The sequence below is a fragment of the Sporosarcina sp. P2 genome, assembly GCF_002743255.1.
Lineage (GTDB): Bacteria > Bacillota > Bacilli > Bacillales_A > Planococcaceae > Sporosarcina.
In genome coordinates, this window is record NZ_PDYY01000007.1 from 1 (window position 1) to 18,910 (window position 18,910).

The window sequence follows — 18,910 nt, forward strand, 5'->3', positions numbered from 1 at the left end:
TCATGTGAGTCCTCCTTGGTTATTATTAGGGGTCAAGTAGTCGATGCCTTGACACCCCCGAATCATACCAAGGGGACTTTTCTATTTCAATAGGGCTCCACTAACCAAACAGGAATGCTCCGGGAGGATCAGCGAGAGCCGTAGCGAAGGACGGCTTTTGCGAGTAAAAGCGTAGCGTTAGGAGCATGTACTTTAATTGCTAGCATTTGAGTAAGCCACGCCCTCCGGAAAGCGTCCCCAGCTGGAGCTTCAATCCCATGCCCTAACTAACTAAACATACATTACAAACATCATTCGACCTTGAACTTCAGCACTTTCCACCACACACTACATCAACTAGTGTGCGGTGTTGTTTGATCACATATAAAAAAGGGTACTCTTACTACACATATTCCCATAACAAACACTAGTAAATACCGCCCGGCTCGCATATCCATATAGTATGAAATGCGTACCTAAAGGATAAAATGAAAATACCAATCCCGCGCGAATCCAATCTTTTGACGGATTGGCAGTTTACGCGCTTCTGCGTAAACTAGTTATACTAGCTGTACATATCGAAAAAACCTATTCGGAGGTGGGTACCATGAATGCTGTAATAGGGTTTGCGAACGCCGCCGAACAACTACAGCGGTATGATGCAATCCGGAAAAAGAATGCTGAAAATGCTTATGAACGACAAACAGAATTTCGTGAACTAGCGCAAAAGACCAAAGATGAATTGGTCACATTGCTGCGCGGAAACTCGCAACCAATTGAAATATCGGAAGAAATGCAAACAGACTTTCAGAAGCTTGGTGCGGGACAGATGAAGAATATCTCGATTCCGCTCGGTAATAACTTGGATGAAACAATTGATTTATGGCGTGAAGTCCGCAAAGAGGCATACTCTAAATCACCACCAACGACAGCGGATTATCAGCTAGCTAGTAATGCATCTGCGAAAATCACACAAGCTGAACTACAATTAGCGTTACATAATCGGGCCAAAACTATTCGTGATCTCATGAGTAGCGTCGACAGTACCGCAGCAACTAATAGACCGAATCGTATGCAACAACAATATAGTCATGCATTTACTCTCTATCAAGTGCAAAATCAAGCCAGAATGAATCAGTACGACATGGATCAGCCACAAATGAATATCAGCATTTGATCTGATTCGTTTGAAAATGAAGCCCGTTTTGCTGGAATCCAGTGAAATGGGCTTTTTCACATTATATATTCTGCTAGCTATCTACTAAATTGAAGAAAAGGGGAGTACTACTTATGTCAAAGAAAAAGTTGCCGAAAACCAACGCAATTCGCATCATCGAAAGCGAGAAGATTCCCTATGAAATTCATAGCTATCAAACGGATGACAGTCAGAATGATGGGGTTTCCGTTGCGAATAAAACGAATGAACCGGTCTCTACCGTTTATAAAACGCTCGTTGCCATGGCAAGTAAAACAGACTTACTCGTCTTTATCATTCCCGTTTCGGATGAGTTAGACTTGAAAAAAGCAGCGAAAACCGCAGGCTTTAAAAAAGTCGAAATGCTGCCTATGAAAGAATTGACGAAAGAAACGGGCTATGTCCGTGGCGGTTGTTCGCCAATCGGTATGAAACGTGAATTTCCGACATTTATTGACCAACAAGCTGAAACGCTCGACTATATGTATGTCAGTGCGGGCAAAGTCGGATTGCAAATGAAATTGTCACCACAAGACTTGGCACGGGTTGCAAAAGCACAATTTAGTGATCTCGTAAAGTAAGTACATAGCAACTTTCTTGATTTCTGTTACAATGAATCCATGAGTACACTGATATTTTAGAAGAAAGAAGAATGTATATGCGTAATTTATTAGCTTGGCGATGGATATTTTTCATCGCGGGAATGATGATCATGTCGCTTGGCATCTCGTTGATGATTAAAGGTCAGCGGCTTGGGATTGCTCCGTGGGACGTGCTCCATCTCGGTTTGTATCAAAACTTCGGATTAACGATAGGATCATGGAGTATTATATCGGGTTTTGTTATCATTTCGGTGACATCGATTATTTTGAGGGAATGGCCGAGACTAGGTACATGGCTTAATATGTTGGTCATCGGATTATTTATCGACTTTTTCAACTGGCTTTTACCTGATGTGACTTCATTGACAGTGCAAATTATTTATTTCATCGCCGGTGTATTCGTCTTATCCTATGGGGTAGGAATATATGTATCACCGAATCTTGGGGCTGGACCTCGGGATAGCTTGATGCTGTTGTTTGTTGAAAAGTTTGGCTGGAGTCTTCGATTGGTACGGACCGCGATTGAAGCGATTGCCACACTTATCGGTTTCTTGCTTGGTGGACCTGTAGGGGTCGGTACATTGGTTGTCGTCCTATTCTCTGGTCAAATCATTCAAATTGCCTTACCACAATGTAAGAAAATGTTATTGAAGATCACTCATCAAACGGACGAAAAAGTTTTATTACACTATTAAGGAGCATAAGCCTACTCGGCTGTGCTTTTTTTATTTACCTATACATATGATGAAATGAAGAAAGAAAGGATGGTCAATATATACGGACATATTACAGAATATATGGGAACGGCTTATACAGGACAAGGCGTGCAACATAAGTTTGAAGAGTTGCTCACGGAGTCAAAAAAGACGATATTTTTGAAGTGTTTGCCTACGCATTCCTTATCGCAAGTGCTCAATGACTTGGCGGTCTATTTTGTCAACAAGGGCTTTAGTGTGGATCGATTCATGAATCCTGGACATGTGGATAAAACCGATGCAATTTTCGTTGAAGGACTGGAACTTTTCATCTTGCAAGCATCCCATCCGGTTTCCTTCGAGCCGACAGATCTTGGTAACCGCCATAAAGTCTTTTGTTTTTATGACGTCTATCATCAAGATCAGCTACTCGGACGGCATGATGAGGTGAGTGCTTTGTTGAAAGAAGAGAAAACACGTTTTGGTCAGTCGTTGAAAGAGTTAAAACGGGCAAAAGCGATTCATGATGAATGGGAAGCAGTGAATATCGCACGCATGGATTGGTCGCGCCACGAAGAGATTACGGAAGAATTAAAGCGAGAATTATTTGGAACGATTGAACTAACGAAATCAGCTCATGTCTCGCATCGGATCGTCGGTTCATTATCATCTGGCAGCGCACATGATTTCATCCCGTCTATCACGAAACGTACAAAACGTCGCTTTTTGATCAAGGGATTACCGGGCACAGGCAAGTCGACGATGATGCGGGCGTTAGGAGACGAAGCGCAGCGACGTGGGTTAGATGTGTTATACGGTTGGTGTGGATTGGATCCCGCAAGTATCGACTTAGTACTGTTTCCTGAGTTATCGGTGTGCCTGTTCGATTCGACACAACCTCATGCCTACGATGCGGAAAGTCCGCGCGATGAATTAGTAGATATTGTGCCGTTATGTGCAGAAGATGAAGAAGCCGAGAGACAAATCGATGATATACGACACCGTTATCAAACAGTAATTAGAGAAGCAGGAAGTCAGATGCAAATCGCGGTACAATCACAAAATAACGTAAGAATTCAAATGGATCGTGCATTAAACGTGGAAGTGTTTGAAAAGAAGTTGCAGGATTTATATGCCTTTATTAAAGCGTTTGAAGAGAAGTGATTTTGTATAAGATACAAAAAAACCGCAGATTTGCGGTTTTTTACGTGAAATCATGAATATAAAACGCTTCGTTATATAACCAGTCAAGTGCATCTTTATCGTTTGCAGCCCATCGTTTTTCCATGTCGGGTAGCATCCAAACCGTCTGGGAGGCATGTGCACGTAAGGCGGCAATCTTTTTATCTGCCACGTCAGGTGTATGATGCACAACCTGCGGCTCACCAAGTTGGTTCAACGTGTCATTATCGAAGGCTTTCATGTACAGTACCGGTCGATTCGCTTCCGGCATGCGGCTCATCGCTTCAATCACAGCTACGCCCGTTGCGTTGTGGTCGGGGTGTACAGCAAGCGTTGGGTGGAATGAGATGACCAATGAAGGATGTAATTCATCAATGAGGTCAGTCATCATTTTAACCAGCTTTTCCGGATCTTCAAATTCTATCGTTTTGTCGCGCAGTCCCATCATGCGTAAATCTGTCAATCCCATTGCATCACACGCATCTAGCAACTCTTGTTTACGGATTTGTGGTAGTGTTTCGCGGTTTGCGAAAGGAGGATTTCCTAGATTACGGCCCATTTCGCCTAGTGTCAAGCAAGCATACGTAACGGGTACGCCCATTTCAATATATTGTGCAATCGTTCCAGCGATGCCGAATGATTCATCATCAGGATGAGGGAATACAACGAGTACGTGTCGTTCTTTTTGCAACATCAAAAAATCTCCTTTCTTAATAAGTAAATGGTGTTTCGCTAATTTCAAGCGCTACCGCTAGTTTTCCATCAGGTCCGAGTCCCGCCATCAGTAAACGATTATGTTCGTCAACTGTATAGTGCGTGATCCCTTGTGCGTAAATCCAACCACTCGGCAATTTCAAACCGATACGGTGTGGAGATTCGCCCGTCACCTTACCAAGTTCGTAGCGAATAATGACATTACGAATAAATGCGCCGGCATTAAAAAAACCTTCTTGAAAATGGGAAGCATACGATCCATTTGTCGTTTCTAAATGTATGTAGACATCTTTATTGGCAAAGGAGTCCAGTAACTCCTGTAAACGTTTCACGTCAACCGTTTCCATACTCATCCTCCTAAATCTTGCAGGCATTACGCTGCAATCTTTCTATTTAGTATTATATAGATATTGCAGTTTGAATGCGATTAGACGGCTTATAAGTCGGGACTACATCTGACTTATAAGCATTCATTATACTTCCTGCAACTTTACATGTGGCCCGTCGAACTGATTTTTCGCGCCGTGCATGACAGGTCCTACATACTCATTAAGCTTCCAACCGTGCGCAATGGCTGCTGTGACAAACTGCTTCGCTTGAATGACTGCGTCTTTGATCGACAACCCGTTTGCCAAATTTGCTGTAATAGCAGCTGCAAATGTACAGCCCGCTCCGTGATTATGATAGGTATCGGATCTTTCTGATTTCAGTAACGTAAACGTCGAACCATCGTAAAACAAATCCACCGCTTCTTCATGATCGAGTTGTTTGCCGCCTTTAATCACGACATTACGAGCGCCGAGTTTATGAATTTTCTGCGCCGCCATTTTCATGTCATCTATTGTTTTCGGTGTTTTCATAGAAGCTAATTGTCCCGCTTCGAATAAATTTGGTGTGACGATTTCTGCTTTCGGTAGGAGATAGGTAATCATTGCATCCGTATTCCCAGGATTCAATACTTCATCCTCACCTTTACACACCATGACAGGGTCGATCACGACATGATCCAAACCAGATTCATCAATTGCCTGACCTGCCGTTCGAATGACTTCTTCTGTGCTCAACATGCCGGTTTTGATAGCATCAATTCCAGTAGATAACGCTGTTTTCAATTGGGCCTTTACGACATCAATCGGCAATGAGTAGACATTATGTGACCAATTCTGATCGGGATCCATCGTGACAATCACTGTCACTGCCGTCATACCGTACGTACCGTGCTCTTGAAAAGTTTTTAAATCTGCTTGAATTCCTGCACCGCCTGATGTATCCGATCCTGCAATCGTCAAGGTTTTCTTTAATGACATAATAACTCTCTCCTTCGCATCCTACATTTTGTTGTTACGTATAGTATACAACTAATTGTCGAAATACAAACAACTCAGGTATGATGAAAGTCTAGAAAGCTTGTAATACGTACAGATCTTGCCAATGAAACTTATTATTCGACAGAACGTATAAATAGAAACGGAGTGTTGGAACAAACGAGAGGATGTGAGCCATGAGTAAGCATGAATCGTCTAAAAGAGAGAAGAAGGAATGGACGGAAGCCAATGCCCAATCAGCTGTAACATTCGCTGGACGGAAAAAGACCAAACGTAAGCGAAGGGGAGGGATTCTCGAACTTGCTTTTACTTTATGGTCTTCATGGAGAAGGACATATATTTTAGTCATTGTACTATTAGTCGCCGCACTTATTACCCTGCCAATCGCAGGCTTTTATTTAATGCAATTGGGCTCTACTTTTTCGGAACAAAAGACGGCATTTGTCGAGCGTGTCCAAGAGCTACAGGAACTGACAACGGCAGAAGCTTATTCGAAAGTGCTCATCAAACGCACTGACAATGAATTATTCGGTAAAAACATCGGAGTCAATTTTCCTGGGACGAAGCGGAATTTATTAGTAGTCATTCCAGGTTCTATCAAAGCCGGAATTGATCTTAGTGAAATCACCCAGCAAGATATGCGAGTGGATGAAGACGAAAAACGTATTGAGCTGACAATACCGAAAGCTGATTTTCTCGGTGGTGCAGAACTGTACTTCGATAAAGTAGAAGTCTATTCTGTAGAAGGGTTATTCCGTGGAAAAGCAGATATTAAAGAAGGCTATGAGCTAGCGAATGAAGCCAAAACATTAATAATGGAAGAGGCATCCGAACAAGGTGTCCTAGAATCCGCAGAGCAAAATGCAGTAAAAACGCTAAAAGACATGTTTTCATTTGCAGGCTATCAACTAGATATTGAATTTAAGGAGTGATGCATATGGTAGCAGAGTTTCGCAATGATTGGGATCACATACTAAAAGATGAATTCGATAAAACATATTATCAGGAATTGCGTACTTTTCTTCGCGAAGAATACACAAATCACATCATCTATCCGCAAATGTCTGATATGTGGACAGCTTTTAAATTGACGCCTTTTCGGGATGTCAAAGTCGTGATTTTGGGCCAAGATCCTTATCATGGACCCAAACAGGCTCATGGTATGAGTTTTTCTGTCCAGCCTGGCGTAAAAGTGCCACCGAGTTTACGTAATATCTTCAAAGAACTATCATCAGATATTGGAATTAATGTCCCGTCTGAAGGAACGTTGACAGGGTGGGCTGAACAAGGTGTATTATTATTGAATACTGTACTCACTGTGCGCGAAGGAGCAGCCGCTTCGCATCGTGGGAAAGGTTGGGAACTCTTTACGGACGAAGTCATTCGTAAACTGTCGATGCGCAGTGCACCAATCGTTTTCATTCTATGGGGAAGACATGCGCAGGAAAAAACGGCATTGATCAACCGCAGACGCCATGCAATTATCGAATCGCCTCATCCGAGTCCATTTAGTGCATCCAGAGGATTCTTTGGCAGTAAGCCGTTTACTAAAGCGAATGAGTATTTACGCGAGTGGGGAGAAGAGCCGATAGATTGGGCGAAAACGACCAAGTGATGAATGAGAAAGGATGTGTAACGATGGCAGTCAATTGCTTCGACTGTATCTTCTTTTATACGACTTGGGATCCCGCAAGTCCGCGGGGCTGCAAGGCATATGGATTCAAGACGAAAATGTTACCATCTATAGTGGTAAAGCGCTCCTCTGGTATGGAGTGTATGAAATTTGAACCGAAAAAGGGGATGAAAATGCGATGATCACAGCTGCACAAATGCTCGGAGAAATGGAGCGACAAGTCCGCTTGGCGAAACAAACACAGGATGAAGCAGCACGAAGAGAAGCGATCTATGCTGTGCGAACATTATGTAATTTGATGCTTGGTGATGAAAGGCCATCTGTACCGTCCATCCCGCAAGCTATACAAACGAGCACTGTACATGCGACGCCAATTACGTCGCTGAACGAGCAACCATTGCGTGAAGAGGATGCCAATGGAGAGTCGCTGTTTGACTTTTGATAGCACCAAAAATCGTTTAAACACCTGTCATTTTATATGTTTCAATATGGTAGACTGGAAACAGGATATACAACATTCGTTAGAAAGAAGGAATCATTATGCCGTTTTTCATTATCGCAGGAGCTATTAATGCCGCGATTGCAGTTGCATTTGGGGCATTTGGTGCACACGCATTGAAAGATCGCCTTTCCGAACATTACTTAGCCGTCTGGGAAACCGCGGTACACTATCAGATGTTCCATGCGATTGCATTACTCGCAATTGGTATTTTGATGAGCGACACATTGCTTGGACCATCGACGCAACTATCATGGGCAGGCTATTTAATTCTGGCGGGTATCGTTATTTTCTCTGGAAGCCTGTATGTACTCAGCTTATCTGGAATCGGAATACTTGGCGCCATCACGCCGATTGGTGGCGTTGCATTCATCGTAGGGTGGATGATGTTGATCATTGCTGCAGTGAAATTTGGAAGGTAACATAGGAAAACCGCTCACGCATGAGCGGTTTTTTCTTATGGCGTTTGGTTGAAGTAATTTACTTCCTCTGGGAACTCCGCATAATCGAAGTAGATCATAGGGAATAAATAACGTCGACCTGTCTTGGCTTCACTGAGGATGACGTGATCGCGTCCTGCAGCTTCTACCATACCCGTGATCGCTTTTGTGTTCTTGCCTGCTTCTACCGCATGTTCGAATGAAAAATGAAAGACACCGGGTTTTCCTCTGTTAAGCCGTAAGATATTCTCGATGTAGGACTGCTCTCTAAAAGGCGGTGTTGGTACGTTCCCCTGTACATTTGTTTGTGGTGGGACCATTTGTTGCTGGGCATAGCCGGGATTCCAATAATATTGAACCATTTCAACATCCTCTCCAGATCTGTTAGTTTTACTCGCGGGCAGTCTTGTAGGGCGAGGGAAGTGTGCGTTGCGTGTTGATGGAGTCTGTGTGAGACGGGCAAGCGCTTTTATTCCCTCTTGTTTGTCGCGGTGACAGCTAAAGCAAAACCCCCTTGGTTGTATCTTATGTTGGAGGGTGAGTGGGTATGAATGAAGTTTTTTGAAGAGGTAGGTTCAAAGTTAGGGGAAGGCACCGTTACGCTACGTTCCAGGCGGACGCGTTCGGGAGGGCCCGCGGTAAGCCCCCTAGTCGCTTTGCTCCTTTAGTGGTCTTACCTGTCGGGCTGATCCTCCCCGAGTCGCCGCCTTCCACTTCGCTTCACTAGTGTTTCCATTTTGAATTGGAGTGGGGAGTTCAAGAATTGGGGAATGCAACGTTACGCTGCGTTCCAGGCGGACGCGTTCTGGAGGGTCCGCGTTGAGCCAACCAGGTCGCAAGTGCAAAGATATGCTCCTAACGCTTTGCTTTTACTCGCAAAAGCCGTCCTTCGTAACGGCTCTCACTTCGCTTCACTAGTGTTTCTATTGTGAATTGGAATGGGGAATGCAATGTTACGCTGCGTTCCAGGCGGACGCGTTCGGGAGGGCCCGCGGTAAGCCAACCAGGTCGCTTCGCTTCCTTTTGGTTGTCTTACCTGTCGAGCTGATCCTCCCCGAGTCGCCGCCTTTAGTGCAAAGATATGCTCCTAACGCTTCGCTTTTACTCGCAAAAGCCGTCCTTCGTAACGGCTCTCACTTCGCTTCACTAGTATCTCTTTCTGGTGTTGGAGAGTGAAATTCAAGACCTTATGTTGTGTCTAAAGTTAACTAAGTTAGAAGCCAACAATAATTCTCTTGCTATTAACAGTGATAGTTCTAAGTAACACCGTAGCGTTAGGAGCATGCACTTTTATAGGTTGCATTTGAGTAAGCCACGCCCTCCGGAAAGCGTCTCCAGCTGGAGCTTCAATCCCGAACCACTAGCCCTATTTCTCTCTTTCTTCGCAACAAAAAAGCCGCGAAGTGTTTCATTCGCGGCTTGGATCTAACCTATTATACTTCGAAAAATGCTTCGCGCTTGTCTGCATCTAAAATTGTACCGACGAAGAATGAGCCGAATACGCCGTAGCGTGCGCTGACCTCGTCAAAACGCATCTCATAGATGAGTTTTTTGAACTGTAACACGTCATCGGAGAACAGCGTGACGCCCCACTCGTAATCATCAAAGCCGACGGAGCCGGAAATGATTTGCTTCACCTTACCTGCATAACCGCGGCCGATCATGCCGTGGCTGCGCATTAAACTTTTGCGGTGGTCCATGTCGAGCATGTACCAGTTATCTTCGCCTTCGCGCTTCTTATCCATTGGATAGAAACAAACGTATTGGCTACGAGGTAATTCAGGATACAGACGTCCGCGTACATGCGGATTCTGGTATGGATCTTCGTCAGATTCACCTGCTAAGTAGTTCGATAACTCCACTACCGATATATAGGAATACGCTGGGATTGTGTAATCCGCAATGATTAACTTATTGAATTCTGCTTCCAACTGCTGAAGTTCATCCATTGTAGGACGTAATGTCATTAGCATGAAGTCTGCCTTTTGACCAACGACTGTATAAAATGCATGACTACCTGTTTTAGCATCATCCGCTTCTTGTATACGCTCCAAAAAAGTTAGGAATTCATTGACTGCTGCCTGACGCTCTTCTTTTGAAATCAATTTCCAAGAAGCCCAGTCCATCGTGCGAAAATCGTGAAGTACATACCAACCGTCTAATGTAATAGCTGCTTCGTTCACTTGAATTCAGTCTCCTTTTAAAATAAAGTAGTTTCTATATCAAGTGTATCATAAACAGTCTTTACTCGTTAAGGAATAAGGTTAGACCCACAATAGACATTACAAAAATGAATATCTAATGGGCAGTTATCTGAAAACTTCAGAATTCTTAGTGTATTAATGGGGCTTTTCAGGTATGATAAATAGGAAAATATAACAAGGGTGGGAATTACACATGGCAGATCTTTTTGAAGGTATTCGTAAAACATTGGAAGGTAAAGGAAAGACGATTGTATTACCTGAAGGTGAGGACATAAGAATAGTAGAAGCGGCTGTACATCTTCAACAAGAGGGGATTATAACGCCAGTTTTATTAGGTAATGAAGAAGCGGTAAATAAAGTAGCAAAAGAAGGTGGCTTTGATATTTCCGAGATTAAGTTGATTGATCCTGCAAACGCTTCCTATTTTGAAGAACTGGCGGAGAAATTCGTTGAGCGTCGTGGAGGAAAAGCTACAATCGAGCAAGCGCGCGAGCAATTGAAAGATGTAAACTATTTCGGAACTATGCTAATCTATACAGGACGTGTAGACGGTTTGGTGAGTGGAGCTGCACATTCGACGGCGGATACAGTTCGTCCTGCATTGCAAATTATCAAGACTAAGCCTGGCGTTTCAAAAACGAGTGGTGCTTTCATTATGATGAAAGAAGAAGAGCGTCTAATTTTTGCGGACTGTGCCATTACTGTGAATCCTTCAGCCAAAGAGTTAGCTGAAATCGCTGTGGAAAGTACGAAAACTGCAAAGGCATTCGGAATTGATCCACGCGTTGCGATGCTTTCATTCTCTACTACAGGTTCTGCTGTGACAGAAGAGACGAAAAAAGTGGTGGAAGCGGCTAGAATTGCTAAAGAATTGGCACCTGACCTATTGATTGACGGAGAATTCCAATTTGATGCAGCGTATGTACCAAGTGTAGCAGCGAAAAAAGCTCCAGAATCCGTCATCAAAGGCGATGCAAACGTCTTTATTTTCCCGACATTGGACGCTGGAAACATCGGCTACAAATTGACAGAACGTCTAGGTGGATACGAAGCGATTGGTCCGATCCTTCAAGGCTTAAATGGTCCCGTCAACGACTTGTCACGCGGCTGTTCTGCAGAAGATGTCTATAAACTTTCTATCATCACAGCAGCCCAGAGCCTATAATGACAGGCTCGTAGTTTGTGAACCGTCTACATATAATCCAGATCAATCACTATAGGAGAGCTAGACATGTCACAAGATAAACATTTACTGAATCAACCAGCTTGGCGTTTCATCGACGAATCCATTTCGGCACGCAATCGTTCTGCGCTCGAATCCTTCGCCATGGATGATACGTTATGCCAATTAGTTGGGCAGCAACAAAGTGTACCGGTTGTCAGGACATGGGTACATGATAAGACGATCGTGTTAGGTATTCAAGATCATCGAATGCCATTCATTCAACAAGCGATGGAAGGAATTGAGCAGCATGGCTATCAGTCGATCGTTCGCAATTCGGGAGGGCTTGCAGTCGTCTTAGATGAAGGGATAGTAAATATTTCCTTAATCTTCTCTGAACAAAAGTCTTCTATTGACATTCCGATAGGCTACGAAGCGATGGTATCACTAGTTCAGCTATTATTTCCTGAGCTTGGCGAACGGATAGAAGCCTATGAAATTGTCGGATCTTATTGTCCTGGATCATATGATTTAAGTGTCGATGGCAAGAAATTCGCTGGGGTTTCACAGCGTCGTTTGCGTCAAGGAGTTGCTGTGCAAGTATATTTATGCGTTGAAGGCAGTGGTTCCGAACGTGCGGAGTTAATACGTGAAGTCTATGAGAAGGGCTTGCAAGGCCAACAGACGAAATTCAGTTATCCTGTAATCCAACCTGATACAATGGCATCGTTATCGGAAATTCTGGATACGCATTTGACGGTCAATGAAGTCGTTATTCGTCTGCAAATATTGTTGCGCTCGTTGACGGAAGATGTGCGTCACGATGGGTTAACAGACGAGGAAATGGAATTGTACGGATTCTATTTGCGACGTGTCTTTGAACGCAATCAAAAGATGTTATCCTAGTACGAAAAAAAGCTGCCAATCAGTTATTGATTGGCGGCTCTTTTGATGTGATTAGATTACCATTTGGCTCCATTTTAAATAATGGTGCAACGTGCTCGCTTTCTTCATTTAAAGCGATAAATCGACGTGCACGATTCATGATTTGGACGAATTGCTCATAGTCTTCTTTCAACGTTTTATTCTCTTTTTTCAGATCTTCAATTTGCATTTCTAGCGATTTCATTTGTTCCGTCGCTGTTTTTGCCGTTTGTCTCCATCGAAGTGCATCCGTATCCGCACCGCCGTTATGATGCATGCGAATCAAATAGGCAATGACCGTGTCGAGGGATAGGGCTGATAATGGAACCTGGATTTTTTCCTGGCCATCTGCGCCTGTCTCGGGGCTGTACATTTGCTGATTACGTCTTTTAAAATCTGTACCTAGCACACGTAACGTTTGCTTTCTTTCTTTCTTCGCTTCAGAGAGTTCACTCTCATAGTCTCTTCGCACAACTGCATTCCATCTGAACCCACAAGCTGCTGCTGTTCGGTTCAGGGCGTCACCTACTTCTTCAAATGCACCTAGCTGTGTACTTCCTTCTCTTACATGTCGTAGCACCGTCTCTGCCAATAATTCATCGTCTTGTTCTAACCAAGCGTCTTGTCTAACTTTCACCATCTCCATGCCTCCTGTCTTGTACTCTCTTTCTACTGCCATTATGACCACGGGATGAGTCTTTTATTCAGAGAGTTATAAAATTCTATGAAGATGGTAATAAAATGGGCGGGTTTTTAGGTGAGTGGGAGTTAAGTAAAGTCAGTCGGGTGAGGCTGGCAGGGTGTTGGGGTGGGAATTTGCGCTACGGAGGGGAAGCTTCCTGAGGGCCCGCGGCAAGCCAACCAGTTCGCTAGTGCAAAAGACGTTCTTCATGACGGCTCTCGCTCCCTTGGTTGGCTCACCGCGGGCCCATGGGAAAGCGTCCCCCAACTGGAGCTTCCATCCCCGAGTAGACACTAAGTCCTTCACGTTTGTAAACACGTTCCATCATCAACCGTTTAAAATCCGTCATAGAGTACTATGTCACGTTCCATCGTTTTTTGTTATACTGGAACGAATGAAGGATGAGGTGACGACATGGCGTACCAAAACGAAAAACTGCCCGAAGAGAAAGTGTTTAAAGACCCTGTACACAGCTACATACATGTCCGGGATCGCGTAATATGGGACCTAGTCAACACACGCGAATTCCAGCGCTTGCGCAGAATTCGCCAGCTTGGCACTACTTACCTAGTGTTCCACGGTGCAGAACACAGCCGCTTCCAGCACTCGCTTGGTGTCTATGAAATCGTCCGACGAATTCTCGACGACGGCTTCAGGGGGCGTAAAGAATGGAATGAAGAACAGCGACTCGTCGCCCTGTGTGCAGCATTATTGCATGATCTGGGACATGGTCCATTTTCCCACGCATTTGAAAAAGTATTCAATCTGGATCACGAACAATTTACCCAGCAAATTTTATTGGAACAGACAGAAGTCCATGAAGTGCTGCGTCGTGTGTCGCCAGATTTCCCACAAAAAGTGGCAGATGTGATCGACAAAACGTACACAGACAAACTGGTCGTCAGCTTGATCTCCAGCCAAATTGATGCAGACCGTATGGATTATCTTCAACGCGATGCATATTACACAGGCGTTTCCTACGGTCATTTCGACATGGAACGGATTTTGCGTGTCATGCGTCCGACTGAAGACCAAGTAGTCATCAAGCATAGCGGCATGCACGCGGTGGAAGACTATATCATGAGCCGCTATCAGATGTACTGGCAAGTGTATTTCCACCCCGTGTCGCGAAGTGCGGAAGTAATTCTTATTAAAATTTTACACAGAGCGAAATTTTTATTTGAAACAGGGTATGCATTTAAGCAAGAACCCATGCATTTCATTTCGTTCTTCGCTCAAGAGTTCAAATTGAAAGAGTACATAGCTCTTGATGAGGGCGTGTTATTAACATATTTTCAACTGTGGATGGAAGAAGATGACACGATTTTAGCGGATTTATGCGATCGCTTCGTTAACAGACGGCTATTTCAATATGCCGAGTTCGATCCCGCTGTGCAATATATGAAATTCGGTGAACTGATTACATTGTTTAAAGAAGCAGGGCTCGATCCCGAATATTATTTAGTGACGGATTCTTCATCGGATTTACCTTACGACTTTTATCGTCCAGGTGAAGAGAATGAGCGTGTGCCGATTTATTTACAACTAGAAAATGGCGATTTGCGTGAACTGTCGCGGCTGTCCGATGTGGTTGAAGCGATATCAGGAAAACGCAGAACAGATCATAAAATTTATTATCCTGAAGACTTGTTAGTAGATGGAAACCCGTTGCATGAGAAGATTTTGGAATTGTTAAGAGGTTAAGAGAGGGGTTGCGGGACTTGCTGCAAGAGCATGCAAAAATCGTTCAGTTTATATCGTTGGCGAATGAAGTAAATGGCCGTAAGAAAATGCAGAAGATGGTTTATATATTAAAGAAAATGAATTTCCCGTTTGCTGAGAAATATGAGCTCCATATGTATGGTCCTTATTCGGAAGAACTGACATTGCGAGTGGAAGAATTATGTGAAATGGGCTTTTTGGCTGAACGTTTTGAGGACAAGGGTTCGTATAAGCAATATTGCTATCAAGTGACGGATGAAGGATCGAAATTCCTTACGACAGCAGAAGCACCAAAAGAACAGTTGCCAAAATGTATCGAGCGATTGAATGAGAAGTCGTCACGCTTTTTGGAATTGGTCTCAACATTGCTATTTTTCGATCAGCTCGACAAAGAGGACCAAATTGCTAAAGTGCGTATCGTGAAAAACAAATTGAACTTCACTGATCAAGAAATGGATCAAGCTTTTGCCTTCATCGAAGAGATGCAAGTGAGTTCAGTCAGCTAAATGGATCAAGTAAAAAGGATTCTCACGATGAGAATCCTTTTGCTGATTTTACTGATCACTCATACGTTTTCCATTTTTAAAAAGATGGTTTTTTGGCATTTCTTCAATGAAAACTGTTACGCTGTCAGTAGTAGCACCAGTCGTTTCCACAACAGCTTGCGTAACTTTTTCACAAAGTGCCCGTTTTTGGTCGTCAGTGCGTCCTTCAAGCATTTTTACTGTGACGTATGGCATTTAGTTTCCTCCTTAGCAGAAAATTCAGGTATAGTACATATAATAACAGAGACGGAGGTCGATTTATATGGCAAATGAGCAAAATTCAAAACCAAAGTTAGGCTTTACGATAATAAAAAATGACCCAACAGATGGACATAAAGGGTTCGGCATAGGTTCGTTGTCGTTGGAAAACATTTCGCCTGTGATCATCGATGTAGAAGAGGGCACTGCACAAGTAGAAATGGGGGCTATGCATGCCCGTAGTGATACGGAACGAGGAATCAAATTCACCACAGACCGCAAAGATTCTGAAGGCGGCAAACCATACTGGCTAGTTTGGGTGACAATTGATTACCGTGAGGAAGGTCCGTATTACGCAGGTATCACAGCTTGCGAAATGATTGTCAACCGTGAGAAGAGACGTGGCTACAAGTTACTGGCAGACCACGTCAACCGTATGGACAAATCCATGAAGAGACATATTATCGTAGACGAAATGGACGATCGTTCGAAAAAAATTCTTAAGGACTTTCTGAAATCACATAACGCAGAACTTTGGGAACGTAGTACACCTGAATTACACGAAGGTTTGCGCACAGAGTAAGACGTCCAACGGCATACGTAAAAAGTACAATTTTCGTCAAATGCGTCAAAAATGTGACAATTTGCATTACGTACTCTTTGAGGTTGAATGTCTGCAACAAAGGAAGTAAACTAAACATACAGCTTTGCGCTGTAATCTAGGACACCCGCTATGTAGAGGATCGTTTGATGAAACCACAAACCCAAGCAGTGCAGATTCACTCGATTGCTACATAACGGTCGAAAAAGCCTCGCTCTCCGCGGATACGGAGAACGAGGCTTTTTTTATGTGGATTTAAGAAGTGAAGTCTACTTCCAGCACTCATAGTATGTGGCTACGCGCTCTATGCTGCCGTGCGAACGCACATATTCTGTAGCTAAGCGTACATCCGCTCTATCACTCCCGCTATCCGCTCAATCACCGCAGCTTACCGCTCTATCTGGAGACCGATCCGCTCAAACATCATCGCGATCCGCTCTATGCAAACGTCCAAGCGCTCTATCACGCACGTCAGCCGCTCAATCTCTACAGTTTCCCGCTCTATCACTCAAAAAACGAAAACGGGAATAACTCCATTTTAGAATTTTCCTCTTCTCCCGAATGTTGTTCTCTCAACGAGCGATCCGTGCATAACTTCTTCGGTACATCTTTATCCTTCACATAGATCAATCGTTGCTTCGCGCAATCATTGACCGCAATCCCGCCAGTTTCGATATCCACAATGACGCCTTGTACGCCTGAAGGGGGAAGGAAGGGTTGTGGGGCTGTTCCTTCATGCGCCGCTTCCATGAAATCGATCCAGACTTTTTTTGAAACGGTTTTATCCTCCAAATTCTCTAGTTGCTTGCCACGGTCAAAGCCTGTCCAGATGCCTGCAGTTAATGTGGGCGAGAATCCAATCAAATACTGATCCGATATCGTTGTTCCGGACTTCGCTGCATAAGGTCGTGTTTGTTTCGGTCGCATTGATAAGCCTGTAGAAGTTAAATAATCATTGAAAACAGGGTCGAACATCCCTGTCATCAAATGCGTTAGCACAAATGCGTCTTGTTCCGACATGGCTTGCTTTGGCTTCTTAGAAGGGTGCTCATAGACCAGTTTTCCGTTCGCATCCGTAATCGATAGAATCATTTGGGGTTCGACTTGTTTACCTTTTGACGCAATACGATTATACGCTGTCGTCATCTCGAATAATGTCACATCGGATGTTCCAAGCGCGACTGCTGGGGATTCGGGAAACGAGACATCGATGCCTAGTCGCTGCGCCATTTTTGTGTACGGCTTGTAACCGACTTGCTCAAGCGTTTTGACTGCATAAATATTATCTGAAATGGCAATCGCCTGTGCCAATGAAATCGGCTTCACCGCAAACTCCCCGTTAATATTGCTTGGCTCATATGTCGAACGACCGTCATCATACGTAAACACTGTCTTTTCAGCTGTCATGAATGTTAACGGATTCATACCTTTTTCTAGCGCTGCTGCATAGAGGATGGGCTTCATCGCAGATCCCGGCTGACGTTTCGCTTGAGTTACTCGGTTGAAGGAGCTGTCGCCAAAATCCACTCCGCCTATCATCGACGTCACGAATCCCGTGTCTGCAGCCATGGAAATAAATCCGACTTGCAGGTCATTTGCGGGCATAGCTTGTTTAATTGCTTGTTCTGCTGCTTGCTGGTGCTGTTGATTCAACGTCGTTCGAATTTGCCAGCCGCCTTCTGCAGGTACACGTCCTTTTGATGCGAGAATGTCTTCTGCCTCTTGCCACGCAGCATCCAAAAAGTACGGTGCCACTTGCTTCATATCTTTCCAACTCTCCGTCTTCAGTACGATCCTCTCATCTACCGCGCGTTCCTTTTGCTCGGCTGAAATATAATCGTACTGCTCCATTTGATCGAGCACGAGTAGTTGGCGGTTGCGTGAATTCTCGGGATTATCAAGAGGTGAATAAATAGAAGGGCCTTTTGCAATCGCCGCAATCGTAGCCGCTTCTTCCAATGTCAACTCTTTTGCCGCTTTTGAAAAATAAAAACGGCTCGCCGCTTCCACTCCGTACATTCCATGACCAAAGTAGACGGTATTTAAATAACCTTCCAAAATCGTATCCTTGTCATAGAAAACTTCCAGTCGATAAGCAAACAATGCTTCATGCAGTTTCCGTGTCCAAGACTTTTCGTGCGTCAAATACAGATTCCGCGCATATTGCATGGTAATCGTACTCGCTCCTTGTGCCTTACTCATCGTTTTGACGTCCTTCAGAACTGCACCCGCAATCCGTTTATAATCAAATCCATTATGCGAATAAAATTGTTTATCTTCAGTTGCCACGAAAGCATCCGTAAGAAAAGGGGATATATCGGACAGCTTCATCCAGTAACGTCTATGTTGCGAAAAGTGATCCCCGATCTGATGCCCGCTATGATCGAGGAACAATGAAGCCTTCGGTACGCTTAATGATGGGGCACCAAGTACTTGAGCATATATTCGAAGGGCGATTAAGACCGTCACGATCGCGGCTATCGACGTGATCGACAGGGAAAATACAACCATTTTCATTTTTTTACGATTGGTGGATTTTATATAGTCGGTACGTTTCATTACTCATCACATCCCGTTCCATTCAGTATCTTTTGACAGTATGGGACGG

General features: G+C 44.0%; 22 protein-coding genes. 14 read left to right on the forward strand and 8 right to left on the reverse strand.

All coding sequences use genetic code 11. From position 1 onward, the window contains the following. Positions 1 to 586: 586 nt before the first annotated feature. The 4 genes from CSV67_RS08600 (at position 587) to CSV67_RS08615 (ending at position 3,635) form a co-directional block, all read left to right on the forward strand. Entirely contained in the window at positions 587 to 1,156 is a 570-nt protein-coding gene (locus tag CSV67_RS08600) for a hypothetical protein (RefSeq protein WP_099631195.1), read from the forward strand. Between the two features lie 113 nt (positions 1,157 to 1,269). Beyond that, on the forward strand, positions 1,270 to 1,755 hold the full coding sequence (gene ybaK, locus CSV67_RS08605) for a Cys-tRNA(Pro) deacylase (protein ID WP_099631196.1): 486 nt from the start codon (positions 1,270 to 1,272) through the stop codon (positions 1,753 to 1,755). 77 nt (positions 1,756 to 1,832) lie between these two features. Continuing rightward, positions 1,833 to 2,471, forward strand: a complete 639-nt coding sequence (locus CSV67_RS08610; protein WP_099631351.1) for a YczE/YyaS/YitT family protein — start codon at positions 1,833 to 1,835, stop codon at positions 2,469 to 2,471. A gap of 54 nt (positions 2,472 to 2,525) precedes the next feature. Continuing rightward, a complete protein-coding gene (locus CSV67_RS08615; protein ID WP_158232906.1) occupies positions 2,526 to 3,635 on the forward strand; it encodes a hypothetical protein in 1,110 nt (369 codons plus the stop codon). Positions 3,636 to 3,675: 40 nt separating this feature from the next. On the opposite strand, the gene bshB2 is transcribed toward CSV67_RS08615, so the two are convergent. The 3 genes from bshB2 to thiD all read right to left on the reverse strand — a co-directional run bounded on the left by bshB2 (position 3,676) and on the right by thiD (position 5,674). Beyond that, positions 3,676 to 4,350: a bacillithiol biosynthesis deacetylase BshB2 gene (gene bshB2 / locus CSV67_RS08620; protein WP_099631198.1), complete on the reverse strand. Its 675-nt coding sequence runs from the start codon at positions 4,348 to 4,350 to the stop codon at positions 3,676 to 3,678. Positions 4,351 to 4,363: 13 nt separating this feature from the next. Continuing rightward, positions 4,364 to 4,714, reverse strand: a complete 351-nt coding sequence (locus tag CSV67_RS08625) for a YojF family protein (RefSeq protein WP_099631199.1) — start codon at positions 4,712 to 4,714, stop codon at positions 4,364 to 4,366. 126 nt (positions 4,715 to 4,840) lie between these two features. Beyond that, complete coding sequence (gene thiD, locus CSV67_RS08630; protein WP_099631200.1) at positions 4,841 to 5,674, reverse strand: bifunctional hydroxymethylpyrimidine kinase/phosphomethylpyrimidine kinase; 834 nt, start codon at positions 5,672 to 5,674, stop codon at positions 4,841 to 4,843. A gap of 194 nt (positions 5,675 to 5,868) precedes the next feature. On the opposite strand from thiD, the gene CSV67_RS08635 reads away from it, so the two are divergent. The 5 genes from CSV67_RS08635 (at position 5,869) to CSV67_RS08655 (ending at position 8,246) form a co-directional block, all read left to right on the forward strand. Next, positions 5,869 to 6,624: a DUF4230 domain-containing protein gene (locus CSV67_RS08635; protein ID WP_099631201.1), complete on the forward strand. Its 756-nt coding sequence runs from the start codon at positions 5,869 to 5,871 to the stop codon at positions 6,622 to 6,624. A 5-nt stretch (positions 6,625 to 6,629) separates the two neighbouring features. Beyond that, positions 6,630 to 7,307: a uracil-DNA glycosylase gene (locus tag CSV67_RS08640; protein WP_099631202.1), complete on the forward strand. Its 678-nt coding sequence runs from the start codon at positions 6,630 to 6,632 to the stop codon at positions 7,305 to 7,307. Between the two features lie 23 nt (positions 7,308 to 7,330). Further along, positions 7,331 to 7,507 (forward strand): uracil-DNA glycosylase, encoded by a 177-nt coding sequence (locus tag CSV67_RS16890; RefSeq protein WP_083034898.1) that lies wholly within the window; start codon positions 7,331 to 7,333, stop codon positions 7,505 to 7,507. Beyond that, positions 7,504 to 7,767: a YwdI family protein gene (locus CSV67_RS08650; RefSeq protein WP_099631203.1), complete on the forward strand. Its 264-nt coding sequence runs from the start codon at positions 7,504 to 7,506 to the stop codon at positions 7,765 to 7,767. The genes CSV67_RS16890 and CSV67_RS08650 overlap by 4 nt, the downstream gene beginning before the upstream one ends. A 98-nt stretch (positions 7,768 to 7,865) precedes the next feature. Further along, positions 7,866 to 8,246 carry a DUF423 domain-containing protein gene (locus CSV67_RS08655; protein WP_099631204.1) on the forward strand — a complete coding sequence of 127 codons (381 nt, stop codon included), beginning with the start codon at positions 7,866 to 7,868 and terminating at the stop codon, positions 8,244 to 8,246. Positions 8,247 to 8,281: 35 nt separating this feature from the next. Here the strand turns inward: CSV67_RS08655 and gerQ are convergent, their stop codons facing one another. Together gerQ and hemQ are read right to left on the reverse strand one after the other, a co-directional pair. After that, complete coding sequence (gerQ, locus tag CSV67_RS08660) at positions 8,282 to 8,626, reverse strand: spore coat protein GerQ (protein ID WP_099631205.1); 345 nt, start codon at positions 8,624 to 8,626, stop codon at positions 8,282 to 8,284. Positions 8,627 to 9,697: 1,071 nt separating this feature from the next. Next, positions 9,698 to 10,447: a hydrogen peroxide-dependent heme synthase gene (hemQ, locus tag CSV67_RS08670; RefSeq protein ID WP_099631207.1), complete on the reverse strand. Its 750-nt coding sequence runs from the start codon at positions 10,445 to 10,447 to the stop codon at positions 9,698 to 9,700. A gap of 214 nt (positions 10,448 to 10,661) precedes the next feature. Here hemQ and pta point away from each other — a divergent pair, with 214 nt between their 5' ends. Next, entirely contained in the window at positions 10,662 to 11,633 is a 972-nt protein-coding gene (gene pta / locus CSV67_RS08675) for a phosphate acetyltransferase (protein ID WP_099631208.1), read from the forward strand. 66 nt (positions 11,634 to 11,699) lie between these two features. Continuing rightward, positions 11,700 to 12,536 carry an octanoyl-[GcvH]:protein N-octanoyltransferase gene (gene lipL / locus CSV67_RS08680; RefSeq protein ID WP_099631209.1) on the forward strand — a complete coding sequence of 279 codons (837 nt, stop codon included), beginning with the start codon at positions 11,700 to 11,702 and terminating at the stop codon, positions 12,534 to 12,536. Between the two features lie 19 nt (positions 12,537 to 12,555). Here lipL and CSV67_RS08685 read toward each other — a convergent pair whose 3' ends face one another. Further along, positions 12,556 to 13,194 (reverse strand): RsfA family transcriptional regulator, encoded by a 639-nt coding sequence (locus tag CSV67_RS08685; RefSeq protein WP_099631210.1) that lies wholly within the window; start codon positions 13,192 to 13,194, stop codon positions 12,556 to 12,558. 456 nt (positions 13,195 to 13,650) lie between these two features. Here CSV67_RS08685 and CSV67_RS08690 point away from each other — a divergent pair, with 456 nt between their 5' ends. Beyond that, positions 13,651 to 14,940: an HD domain-containing protein gene (locus tag CSV67_RS08690; RefSeq protein WP_099631211.1), complete on the forward strand. Its 1,290-nt coding sequence runs from the start codon at positions 13,651 to 13,653 to the stop codon at positions 14,938 to 14,940. A 17-nt stretch (positions 14,941 to 14,957) separates the two neighbouring features. After that, on the forward strand, positions 14,958 to 15,464 hold the full coding sequence (locus tag CSV67_RS08695; RefSeq protein ID WP_085132664.1) for a YwgA family protein: 507 nt from the start codon (positions 14,958 to 14,960) through the stop codon (positions 15,462 to 15,464). A gap of 48 nt (positions 15,465 to 15,512) precedes the next feature. Here CSV67_RS08695 and CSV67_RS08700 read toward each other — a convergent pair whose 3' ends face one another. Next, positions 15,513 to 15,698, reverse strand: coding sequence for a 2-hydroxymuconate tautomerase (locus CSV67_RS08700; RefSeq protein ID WP_099631212.1), 186 nt, complete (start codon positions 15,696 to 15,698; stop codon positions 15,513 to 15,515). A gap of 67 nt (positions 15,699 to 15,765) precedes the next feature. Between CSV67_RS08700 and CSV67_RS08705 the strand changes: the two genes are divergently transcribed. After that, entirely contained in the window at positions 15,766 to 16,284 is a 519-nt protein-coding gene (locus CSV67_RS08705; RefSeq protein WP_099631213.1) for a YwhD family protein, read from the forward strand. 522 nt (positions 16,285 to 16,806) lie between these two features. Here CSV67_RS08705 and CSV67_RS08710 read toward each other — a convergent pair. Then, complete coding sequence (locus CSV67_RS08710) at positions 16,807 to 18,861, reverse strand: transglycosylase domain-containing protein (protein WP_099631214.1); 2,055 nt, start codon at positions 18,859 to 18,861, stop codon at positions 16,807 to 16,809. Positions 18,862 to 18,910 lie beyond the last annotated feature (49 nt).